Raw genomic sequence first — 11668 nt, forward strand, 5'->3', positions numbered from 1 at the left:
ACCGAACAGACCGGCACGGCCTGGCCGGCGCACACTGCCCACCTGACCGGCCAGCTCACGGCACCCGACTCACCATGGACAACCCTTGGCTTCGCGCACTCACCTACGTGCAACGCCTGGCCAACCGTGCCCGGCGCTGGCGTGCGCCGCGCCACACGTTCACCTACGAAAGCCTGCTGCGCTCGGAGCTCTACAGCGCCCAGCAACTGGCCGACCATGGCAACTGGCTGGCCAGCCAGCACCGTTTGAGCAAACTGCCGGCCGACGACTCGCTGCTCGAACGCCTGGCCGACAACGAACGCATGCTCTACGCCAGCTGTTCGGCCCTCGCCAGCGCGCTGCCCGACGCGCGCCCGACCTTGCCTGCAGCGCAGTGGCTGCTCGACAACTTCTACCTGGTCGAAAGCCATATCCGCATTGCCAAACGCCACCTGCCGGCCGACTACAGCCTGCAACTGCCACGCCTGGACACCGGCGCTTCGAGCGGCTTGCCGCGGGTCTATGACATTGCCCTGGAAACCATCTGCCACGGTGATGGCCGGGTCGATGCCGAGAGCCTGAGCCATTTCGTCGAGGCGTATCAGCACACCGCCACGCTGACCCTCGGCGAGCTGTGGGCGATCCCGATCATGCTCAGGCTGGCGCTGATCGAAAACCTGCGCCGCGTCGCCGCCCGGGTCATGGCCAGCCTGGCAGACCGCGACCTGGCCAATGACTGGGCCGACAAGCTTGGCGAAACCGCCGAACGCGATGCCAAGAGCGTGGTGCTGGTGGTGGCCGACATGGCCCGCTCGGACCCACCCATGACCACCGCCTTCGTCGCCGAACTGGCCAGGCGACTACAGGGCCACAGCAGCACGCTCACCCAGCCGCTGGCCTGGATCGAGCAGTTGCTCAGCGAGTCGTCCTTGAGTATCGAGCGCCATGTGCAGCTCGATGCGCAGCAGCAGGCCATCGACCAGGTGTCGATCAGCAACAGCATCGGCAGCCTGCGCCTGCTGTCGACCATTGACTGGCGGCTGTTCGTCGAACACCTGAGCCACGTCGAACACATCCTCGGCGAAGACCCGGCGGCAGTGTATGCCGCCATGGACTTCGCCAGCCGCGATCACTATCGGCACATCGTCGAACAGCTGGCACGGCATAGCGCCTTCAGTGAAGAACAGGTGGCGCGCACGGCGATCGAGCTGGCGCAGGCCGCACACGCACAACCACGCGAGCAGGCAGCGCATGTCGGTTATTACCTGGCTGGCGATGGCTTGCTGCTGCTCGAACGGCAGCTGGCTGCGCGGGTGGCACTTGCCGAGCGCTGGCAGCGCCTGTTGCACCGGGCGCCGCTGGCCTTCTACCTGGTGCCGGCGGCGCTGCTGTCGTGCCTGCTGGCCTGGGGCTTCGTGGCTGGCATTGCCGCCGAAGGCTGGCCCACCTGGGTGGCAGCGGCCATGGCGTTGCCGGTGCTGCTGACCACCAGCCGGCTCGCCCTCGGCCTGGTCAACTGGCTGGTGACGCTGACCGTGAAGCCTGCGTTCCTGCCCCGGCTGGACTACACCGAAGGGATTCCCGTCGAGGCCCGTACCCTGGTCGTGGTGCCCAGCATGCTGGGCGCTGCCGGCGATGTCGAGGAACTGGTCGAAGGCCTTGAGGTGCGCTTTCTGGCCAACCGTGACGAGCACCTGCATTTCGCCCTGTTGACTGACTTCATGGATGCCCCCGAGCAGACCCGGCCCGACGACATGGCCCTGCTCGACCTTGCCAGCGACGGTATTCGCGCGTTGAATGCGAAGTACCCGAGCGGCGCCGAGCGCTTCTTCCTGCTGCATCGCCCCAGGGAGTGGAACGCCACCGAGCGCTGCTGGATGGGCCGTGAGCGCAAGCGCGGCAAGCTGGCTGAGCTCAATGCCCTGCTGCGTGGGCGCGGCGCCGAGCGTTTCATGCGCATCGTCGGCGACCTGCGCGCGCTGGACCGGGTGCGCTATGTCATCACCCTGGACACCGACACCCAGTTGCCGCGCGATGTGGCGCAGCAGTTCGTCGGCGCCATGCAGCACCCGCTGAACCGCGCACGTTTCGATGCCACGAGCGGTCGCCTGCAGTCAGGCTACGCGATCCTGCAACCACGGGTGGGCATCAGCCTGCCCAGCGTGTCGCGCTCAACCTACGCGCGGCTGTTCGGCAGCGATGCCGGGGTCGACCCCTACACCCTGGCCGTGTCGGATGTGTACCAGGACCTGTTCCTCAGTGGCTCGTTCATTGGCAAAGGCATCTACGCAGTGGATGCCTTCGAACGCGCACTGGAGGGGCGCTTTGCCGACAACTGTGTACTGAGCCACGACTTGATCGAGGGCTGCTACGCCCATGCCGGCCTGCTCAGTGACGTGCAATTGTTCGAGGCCTACCCGGCACGCTACAGCGCCGATGTGAAGCGCCGCCACCGCTGGATACGGGGTGATTGGCAACTGCTGCCCTGGCTGCTGCCGTGGTCGCGCACCGGGCTGCAAGGCCAGGCGCAAAGCGGGCTGAGCGCGCTGTCGCGATGGAAGATTGTCGACAATCTGCGCCGCAGCCTGGAGCCGGCCGCCCTGCTGAGCGCGCTGCTGTGGGGCTGGCTGGCCAGCGCCTCGCCGCTGCTGTGGACGCTCGCGCTGCTGGGCCTGCTACTGACCCGCCCTGTGCTCGATTCGCTGCTCGAGCTGCTACGCAAGACCATCGATGTGCCGCTGGCCGAACACCTGCTGGCGGCTCTGCACACCTCAAGCATCTATTTCGTGCGGGCTGGGTTGTCGCTGGCCTGGTTGCCGTTCGAGACCCTCTACAGCCTGGATGCGATTTGCCGCACGCTGTGGCGCCTGGCCGTGAGCAAACGCCGGCTGCTGCAATGGAACCCCTCGCGGGATGACGAACGCACCAGTGCCGATACCCTGCAAGCGTTCTATCGCGAACAATGGGTACAACCCGGGCTGGTGCTGTTGCTGGTGGGAGCATTGGCGATGCGCCCGAGTGTGCTGTTGCTGGCCGCCCCCATCCTTGCCCTGTGGCTGCTTGGCCCGGCCCTGGCCTGGTGGCTCAGCCGCACGCGGGGGCGCAGCGCGTTCGCGCCGCAGGCACAGGAGCTGCGGTTTCTGCATCGGCTGGCCCGGCGCAACTGGGCGTTCTTCGACCGGCATGTCGGGCCTGATGAAAACTGGCTGCCGCCTGACAACCTGCAAGAGCCGCCTTTCCCCAGCATCGCCCACCGCACGTCGCCGACCAACATCGGCATGGCCCTGCTTTCGCACCTGGCAGCCCATGATTTCGGCTACCTGACTGCCGCCCGACTGTTCCAGCGCCTGACCCAGATGCTCGACAGCATGGGCCAGCTGGAGCGCTACAAGGGGCACTTCTACAACTGGTACGACACCCAGACCCGAACACCATTGCACCCGCTCTACATCTCTGCGGTGGACAGCGGCAACCTGGCCGCCCTGCTGCTGACGCTGCGGCCAGGGCTGCTGGCGATGGCCGATACCCCTGTGCTGGACCGCCGCCTGAGCCAGGGCCTGCTGGACACGCTGGACATCCTGCGCGAAGCGTTCACCACCGCGGGCCGTGCCGACGAGCCGCTCCAGGCCCTGGGCAAACAGCTCTGGCAAGCCCATGAACAGCCAGGCCCGCTGCCCGCCTCGCTGCTGGAACAGCTCGCCGAGCAGCTACAGGGGCTGATCCAGCAGTACGCGCCACGCGCGGGCGAGGCCGACGACTGCCTGTTCTGGTTGCAGGCGATGCACCAGCAATGCCTGGACCTGGGCGGCGAAGTGCAGGCCTTCCAGTTGCCACCTGGCAACGACGACCCCACGCTTCAGGCGCCATTGAGCTGGCGCCAGCTGGCCGAACTGCTGCCAGAGCAGTGGCCTGCCGCCGAACGTCCGGCCGTGGCCGACATACGCACGCTGGCCCGCCAGCGCATCGCCCAGTCGCAAAGCCTGGCGCTGCGCATCGCCGCCATGGCCGACATGGACTTCACCTTCCTCTACGACAACCAGCGTGACCTGTTCGCCATCGGTTACAACGCCGATGAACATCGCCTCGATTCAGCCTTCTATGACTTGCTGGCATCGGAGATGCGCCTGACCAACTTCGTGGTCATCGCCCAGGGCCAGGTGCCCCAGGCCAGCTGGTTCGCCCTGGGCCGGCTGCTGACCAGCAATGCCGGGGTGCCGGTGCTGTTGTCCTGGTCGGGTTCGATGTTCGAATACCTGATGCCGCTGCTGGTGATGCCGAGCTACGAAGGCACCCTGCTCGACCAGACCTGCCAGGCCGCCGTCGAGCGGCAGATCGACCACGGCAACGTGCTGGGCATCCCCTGGGGCGTTTCAGAGTCGGCCTACAACGCCCTGGACGCTCACCTGAACTACCAATACCGGGCGTTTGGCGTACCGGGCCTGGGCCTCAAGCGCGGCCTGGGTGAAGAACGGGTGGTCGCCCCCTACGCCAGTGCACTCGCCCTGCTGGTGGCGCCAGGCGCCGCCTGCCGAAACCTGCAACGCCTGTGCACGCTGGGGCTGGCCGGCCGCTTCGGGTTGTACGAGGCCATTGACTACAGCGAGTCACGGCTGCCCCCCGGCCAGCAGGCCGTGGTGATCCGCTCGTTCATGGCCCACCATCAGGGCATGAGCTTGCTGGCCCTGACCTCCCTGCTGCTGGACAAACCCATGCAACGGCGCTTCGCCTCAGACCCGCAATTTCAGGCGAGCATGCTGCTGTTACAGGAGCGCGTACCGAAAACGGCCGCGCCCTACCTGCACACCCTGCAGGCCCCGGCTGTGGACGCTGCGGGCCAATCCGGTGAGACACGCTTGCGGGTGTTCAGCGAGCCGAATCGGCGCCACCCCGCCGTGCAGTTGCTGTCCAACGGCCGCTACCACGTCATGGTCAACCATGTCGGCAGTGGCTACAGCAAGCGCGACGCGATGGCGCTGACACGGTGGCGCGAGGACGCCAGCTGCGACGCCCTGGGCAGCTTCTGTTACCTGCGTGACGTCGCCAGCGCAGCGTTCTGGTCAACCACCTACCAACCGACGCGGCATCGCGGCAAGAACCAGGAGGCGATCTTCAGTGATGGCCGCGCCGAGTTCCGCATCCGTGAAGGCGACTTCGACTGCCACACCGAAATAGCCGTTTCCCCCGAGGACGACATCGAACTGCGGCGCCTGCACCTGACCAACCATGGTGACCAACAGCGCACCCTGGAGCTGACCAGCTACGCCGAGGTGGTGCTGGCACCCGCCCTTGCCGATGCGTTGCACCCGGCGTTCAGCAAGCTGTTCGTGCAGACCGAACTGGTCCGCCCGCTGCAGGCCATCATCTGTTCCAGGCGGCCGCGCTCGCAGCAGGACGCCGTGCCGTGGATGTGCCATGTGCTCGCGGTGCATGGCGCCGACATCGATGCCGTGTCCTACGAAACCGACCGCGCCCGCTTTATAGGGCGCGGCCGCACGCTGGTCGCCCCGGCGGCTCTGGACGCGCAGACAGAGGCCTTGTCCGACACCGCCGGGGCGGTGCTTGACCCGATCGTGGCGATCCGCTGCCGTATCAGCCTGGCACCCGGCCAGAACGCCACGGTCGACCTGGTCACAGGGGTGTCCGACAGCCGCGACGCCTGCCTGCAGCAGATCGCCAAGTACCGCGACCGGCACCTGGCCGACCGGGTGTTCGACCTCGCCTGGCCACACAGCCAGGTGCAGTTGCGCCAGCTCAACGGCTCGCTCAACGATGCCAGGCTGTTCGAGCAGATGGCCGCTTCGGTGATCTACCCCAACGCGGCGCTACGGCCCCGCGGCGTCCCGCTGGCCGACAACCGGCGCAGCCAGTCAGGCCTGTGGGGCCAAGGGCTGTCGGGGGACCTGCCAATCGTGCTGGTGCAGATCAGCGACCCGGCCAACATCAACCTGGTCAAGCAGATGGTGCTTGCCCATGCCTATTGGCGACAGAAGGGCCTGGCGCTGGACCTGGTGATCTGGAACGAAGACCAGGCCGGTTACCGCCAGCAATTGCAGGATCTGATCATGGGCATCGTCACCTCCGGCAGCGAGGCGGCGCTGCTCGACCGGCCCGGGGGCATCTTTGTGCGCCCCGCACAGCAGCTGTCGGCAGAGGACCGCACCCTGACCCTTTCGGTAGCGCGGCTGGTGCTCAGCGACAGCCTTGGCACCCTCGCCGAACAACTGCACCACCGCCGCACACCGCCCGCACCCGCCGCGTTCGAGCCAGCCCCGGCAGCCCCGCAGGCGAAAGCCGATGGCCCTGCGCCGGCCCCCGCACCCGCGCTGATGCTTGCCAACCGCTACGGGGGGTACAGCAGCGACGGCCAGGAATACGTCATCCACCACGACCAGGCTCAGCCACCCCCGGCGCCCTGGGCCAATATCCTTGCCAACCCGCAGTTTGGCAGCGTGCTGTCGGAGGCCGGCAGTGCCTATACCTGGTACGAGAACGCGCACGAGTACCGGCTGACACCCTGGCACAACGACCCAGTCTGCGACCCCAGTGGCGAAACCCTCTACCTGCGTGACGAGGACAGCGGCCAGTACTGGTCACCCACGCCGATGCCGTGCCCCGGCCCTGGCCGCTATCGCACCCGCCATGGCTTTGGCTACAGCGTCTTCGAATACACCGACGACGGCCTGGACAGTGAGTTATGGGTACATGTCGCGCTGGATGCACCAATCAAGTTCAGCCGGCTCAAGCTGCACAACCGCTCGGCGCAGGCGCGGCGGTTGTCACTGACCTGCTACGTCGAGTGGGTGCTGGGCGATCTGCGCAGCAAGTCGGCCCTGCATGTAGTCAGCGAGATCGACCCGGTCAGCGGCGCCTTGTTTGCCCGCAATAGCTATGCCGAGGGGTTTTCCAGGCATGTGGGGTTTGTCGATTGCGACCTGCCCTTTTACGGCATTACCTGCGACCGCAGCGAGTTCCTTGGGCGCAATGGCGATTGCCAGGCGCCGGCCGGCATGCACCAGGCACGGTTGTCGGGGCGCACGGGCGCGAGGCTGGACCCGTGCGCGGCGGTGCAGGTCAACGTGCTGCTGCAGCCTGGCGAACGCCGAGAGGTGGTGTTTCGCCTGGGTGCCGGGCCCAACGCCGAAGCCGCCAGCCGCTGTGTACAGCAATACCGCGGGCTGCGCGCGGCCATGGATGCGCTGGAGAAAGTGCGTGCCTACTGGCGCCAGACCTTGGGCAGCGTGCAGATCGAAACCCCGGAGCCGTCGCTGGACGTGCTGGCCAACGGCTGGTTGCTGTACCAGGTGATTGCCTGCCGCTTCTGGGCGCGCAGCGGTTACTACCAGTCTGGCGGTGCCATTGGCTTTCGCGATCAGTTGCAAGACAGCATGGCCATGCTCCACGCCGCCCCGGCCCTGGCGCGCCAGCACCTGCTCGACTGCGCCGGTCACCAGTATGCCGAAGGCGATGCGCAGCACTGGTGGCACCCCCCCCTGCAACGGGGTGTACGCACCCGCTGCTCGGATGACCTGCTGTGGCTGCCACTGGCAACCAGCCGCTACGTGGCGCTGACCGGTGACCGCTCGGTGCTCGACGAGCCGGTCGGCTACCTGGAGGGGCGTGCGCTGAACGCGGGTGAAGAGTCCTATTACGACTTGCCCACCCAGGCGAACCTGGTCGAGAGCCTGTACCAGCATTGCCAGCGCGCCCTCGGGCATGCCCTGCAGTATGGCGCCCACGGCCTGCCGTTGATGGGCAGCGGGGACTGGAATGACGGCATGAACCGCGTCGGTGAACAAGGCCTGGGCGAAAGCGTGTGGCTGGGGTTCTTCGGCCACGAGGTGTTGCGGGCATTCGCCAGCGTTGCCCTGCGCCACGGCGACAGCGTCTTCGCCCTGCAGTGCAGCCGGCAGGCCGCCACCCTGGCCGAGCACCTGGAGCAGCATGCCTGGGACGGTGACTGGTACCGCCGCGCCTGGTTCGACAACGGCCAGCTACTCGGCTCGGCAAGCAACCAGGAATGCCGCATCGACTCCGTGGCGCAGAGCTGGGCGGTGCTTTCCGGGGTTGCCCCGCCGGCACGCGCGCAGGCCGCCATGGCGGCGCTGGACAAGCACCTGGTGCGCCGCGACATCGGTATTGTCACACTGCTCGACCCACCCTTCGACCACGGCGACCTGGACCCCGGCTACATCAAGGGCTACCTGCCCGGCGTGCGCGAAAATGGCGGCCAGTACACCCACGCGGCCATCTGGGCGAGCATGGCCTATGCCCGCCTGGGCGATGCCGCCAAGGCCTGGGAACTGCTGCGCTTGATCAACCCGGTGCGCCAGGGTGCTAGCGGGCTGATCGAAACCTACAAGGTCGAACCCTATGTGATGGCCGCCGATGTCTATGCCGTCGCCCCCCATGCAGGGCGCGGTGGCTGGAGCTGGTACACAGGCTCGGCGGGCTGGATGTACCGGCTGATCGTGGAAAGCCTGCTCGGCCTGCAACGCTGCGGTGACACCCTACGGATCGAGCCGCTGCTGCCGGCGGACTGGCCAGGTGTAACCCTGCACTACCGTTTTGGCAGCACCCCGTACCGCATAGAAGTGCGCAACGGCGCTGACACCGAACTGACCCTGACCCTCGACGGCCAGCAACTGGCCCAAGCGGTGCTGCCACTCAAGGATGATGGCGTGCTGCACCAGGTGATCGCCGAGTACCAGCCGTCAGCCTTGCCCACCCATTGAGGCCTGCCGCACGGCAGCACCTGCGCGCTGGGCTAACCTTGTTGCTTCAGCCGCAGCCCTCGACGGTGCCAAGCAATGCCCCCTACGTCCAGCCCCCTGCACAATCACTTGTTGGCCGCGCTTTCGGCAGAAACGTTCGGCCGCCTGCAACCGCACCTGGAACGCAGCAACCTGCCGCTCGGCAAGGCGCTCTACGAGTCCGGCGACACCCTGCGCCATGTCTACTTCCCAACCGATGCAATCGTCTCGCTGCTGTATGTGATGGAGAACGGCGCCTCAGCGGAAATCTCGGTGGTGGGCAATGAAGGGCTGGTCGGCATCGCCGTGTTCATGGGCGGCGAGAGCACCCCCAGCCGGGCGATCGTGCAAAGCGCTGGGCATGCCTACCGCCTGCCCGGGCAGCGCCTGAAGGACGAGTTCAACCGTCATGGCGAGCTGATGATGCTGATGCTGCGCTACACCCAGGCGCTGATTACCCAGATGGCGCAGACGGCGGTGTGCAACCGGCATCACTCCATCGACCAGCAACTGTGCCGTTGGCTGCTGCTATCGCTGGATCGGCTGCCGGGTGACCGGCTGTGCATGACCCAGGAGCTGATCGCCAACATGCTGGGCGTACGTCGCGAGGGGGTGACCGATGCCGCTGGCAAACTCCAGCGGCTGGGGGTGATCGAATACAATCGAGGGCACATCAGGGTGCTCGACAGGGCGCACCTGGAACAGCTCAGCTGCGAATGCTACGCCGTGGTCAGGAAGGAGACCGAGCGCCTGCTCCCCTATCTGCCACAAGCACGCCCCACCGTTTAGCTAAGGGTCACGGATAACAGGCCTATGGCCCAATGCTGTCCACTCAAGATCGCCAACGCCGCTCTGCGGCCCTTTCGCGGCACAAGGCCGCTCCTACAGTGTCCGCGTGAGGCCTGTACATGTTGGCTTGCGCGGTCGTTGTAGGAGCGGCCTTGTGCCGCGATGGGCTGCGAAGCAGCCCTAAGTGAGCAGCATTAGCCTATGGCCTTATCTTCTGCTGTGGCTGATAGCTGTAGCGTTCAGCCGCCGAGGCTCTGGAGGGGTCGGGACGACCTGATCCTTTTTCGCTTTCCCTGGGCGACTCGTCGAGGTAGTCATCGCGATCTTCGGGTCGAGAACGCTTGACGTCCTCGCTATCGTCTTCATCTTTCCCGGTTGGCCAGTCTTCGTCTTGCCCAGGTTCGACACCCGTGGCATCGACATCTGTGAAGCGCTTGCCAGTGGTCATACGCACCTCTCAATGCTCAGAAGTCCTGAGCTAAGACGAGTGTGCGCCTTCCAGGCTCAGCGCAGTTTTATATCGGACCAGTTGCCGTCGCGGCATTTGTCGCGCGCGCGTGTTGCAGGGCCGCCAGGCATGTATATATGATAAGCATTATCGTTTGCAGTAATGACTCACCTGGCGGCCGCACACCATGCTCCCTTCCTCTGATCCCCTTTTGAGCGATGTCGCGCTGCTCTACCGCCAGCAGCACAGCTGGTTGACGCGCTGGCTCAGGCAGCGCCTGAATTGCTCGCAAAGCGCAGCGGACCTGGCCCAAGACACCTTCATCCGGCTGTTGAACAAGGAGCAGGTGCCGCAACTGCATGCGCCGCGTACCTTTCTGGCCAAGGTGGCGCAAAGCGTGTTGTGCAACCACTACCGGCGGCAAAAGCTCGAACGCGCCTACCTTGAGGCGCTGGCGATGCTGCCTGAGCCGGTGGTGCCAAGCCTGGAGACCCAGGCGATCCTGCTGGAAACCCTGATCGCCCTCGACGCGGCCCTCGATGGCCTGGAGCGCCCGGTGCGCGAGGCGTTCCTGTTGTCGCAGGTGGATGGCCTGGGGCACGCCGAAATCGCGCAACGGCTGGCCGTGTCGGTCACCACGGTCAAGCGCTACATCATCAAGGCAGGTGCACTGTGCATCATGCTCGACCACAGCCTGGACCTGCCATGAACGGCCAGGGCGCAACGTCGATCCCGGGCGAGGTGGCCGAGCAGGCCATGCACTGGCACCTCGAACTGCAAGAGCCGGCCGTCAGTGCCGCCACCCTGGCCGCCTGCATGAGCTGGCGCCAGGCGCACCCGCTACATGAACATGCCTGGCAACGGACCCAAGTGTTTGCCCAACGCCTGCGCGAAATGCGCAGCCCGGGCCAGCGCCCCTTGGCCCATGCGGCGCTGCGGCCGCAGCAGTCGCGGCGCACTGCGCTCAAGCAATTGTCGCTGCTGATGGCCGCAGGCGCAGGGGCCTGGTACTTGAAGGACGCCGCGCTGGTACAAGACTGGCGCGCTGATTACCACAGCCGCATCGGCGAGCAGCGGCGCCTGACCCTGGCCGATGGCACCCAGGTACAGCTGAACACCGACAGCGCCCTCAATGTGGCATTCGACCAGCAGGCACGCCGCCTGAGGCTGCTGCGCGGCGAGATGCTGATCACCCGCCCCGCCCTCGCCGATAGCCGCCCACTGTGGGTAGACACCGAGCACGGCCGCCTTGAGTCGACGCTGGCGCAGTTCAATGTGCGGCTGCACGGCCAACACACCCAGGCCACCGTGTATCAGGGCAGCGTGGCGCTGCAACCAGCCCTGCATGCCTACCCGCCCATCCTGCTGGGCGCCGGTGAACAGGCCAGTTTCAACCAGCAGGGCTTGCTGGCGCGGCAGGCCGTGGCCGCTGTCGCCCCCGCCTGGAGCCAAGGCATGCTGGTTGCTCAAGGCCAGCCCCTGGCTGCGTTTATCGAAGACCTGGCCCGCTATCGCCGCGGACACCTGGCCTGCGACCCGGCCTTGGCCGGCCTGCGTGTATCCGGCACGTTCCCGCTGGAAAACACCGACAAGATCATTGCTGCCGTGGCAGAAACCTTGCAGTTGGAGGTGCAGCATTTCACCCGCTACTGGGTGACATTGAAGCCGCGCATGGCCTGACGCAAAAAAAGTTGCGCAGGGG

5 protein-coding genes are annotated in these 11668 nt (G+C 66.3%); 4 read left to right on the forward strand and 1 reads right to left on the reverse strand.

The window, feature by feature from the left end; translation table 11 throughout:
* The first annotated feature begins 74 nt into the window (after positions 1-74).
* Both CKW22_RS26080 and CKW22_RS26085 read left to right on the forward strand, forming a co-directional pair.
* On the forward strand, positions 75-8711 hold the full coding sequence (locus CKW22_RS26080; RefSeq protein WP_095065545.1) for a GH36-type glycosyl hydrolase domain-containing protein: 8637 nt from the start codon (positions 75-77) through the stop codon (positions 8709-8711).
* A gap of 75 nt (positions 8712-8786) precedes the next feature.
* Complete coding sequence (locus tag CKW22_RS26085) at positions 8787-9518, forward strand: Crp/Fnr family transcriptional regulator (RefSeq protein WP_033698699.1); 732 nt, start codon at positions 8787-8789, stop codon at positions 9516-9518.
* Between the two features lie 199 nt (positions 9519-9717).
* On the opposite strand, the gene CKW22_RS27430 is transcribed toward CKW22_RS26085, so the two are convergent.
* On the reverse strand, positions 9718-9966 hold the full coding sequence (locus CKW22_RS27430; protein WP_033698701.1) for a hypothetical protein: 249 nt from the start codon (positions 9964-9966) through the stop codon (positions 9718-9720).
* A gap of 187 nt (positions 9967-10153) precedes the next feature.
* Here CKW22_RS27430 and CKW22_RS26090 point away from each other — a divergent pair, with 187 nt between their 5' ends.
* Both CKW22_RS26090 and CKW22_RS26095 read left to right on the forward strand, forming a co-directional pair.
* Positions 10154-10675, forward strand: coding sequence for a sigma-70 family RNA polymerase sigma factor (locus CKW22_RS26090; RefSeq protein ID WP_095065547.1), 522 nt, complete (start codon positions 10154-10156; stop codon positions 10673-10675).
* Positions 10672-11646, forward strand: a complete 975-nt coding sequence (locus tag CKW22_RS26095; protein WP_033698704.1) for a FecR domain-containing protein — start codon at positions 10672-10674, stop codon at positions 11644-11646. The genes CKW22_RS26090 and CKW22_RS26095 overlap by 4 nt, the downstream gene beginning before the upstream one ends.
* Positions 11647-11668 lie beyond the last annotated feature (22 nt).

Origin of the sequence: Pseudomonas sp. Irchel s3f19, assembly GCF_900187555.1 — a bacterium.
Classification (GTDB): domain Bacteria; phylum Pseudomonadota; class Gammaproteobacteria; order Pseudomonadales; family Pseudomonadaceae; genus Aquipseudomonas; species Aquipseudomonas capeferrum.

Bases quoted from the DNA above. Each gene is read 5' to 3' on its own strand.
- CKW22_RS26085 (WP_033698699.1), top strand. From the start codon at position 8,787: ATGCCCCCTACGTCCAGCCCCCTGCACAATCACTTGTTGGCCGCGCTT.
- CKW22_RS27430 (WP_033698701.1), bottom strand. From the start codon at position 9,966: ATGACCACTGGCAAGCGCTTCACAGATGTCGATGCCACGGGTGTCGAA.
- CKW22_RS26090 (WP_095065547.1), top strand. From the start codon at position 10,154: ATGCTCCCTTCCTCTGATCCCCTTTTGAGCGATGTCGCGCTGCTCTAC.
- CKW22_RS26095 (WP_033698704.1), top strand. From the start codon at position 10,672: ATGAACGGCCAGGGCGCAACGTCGATCCCGGGCGAGGTGGCCGAGCAG.
- CKW22_RS26080 (WP_095065545.1), top strand. From the start codon at position 75: ATGGACAACCCTTGGCTTCGCGCACTCACCTACGTGCAACGCCTGGCC.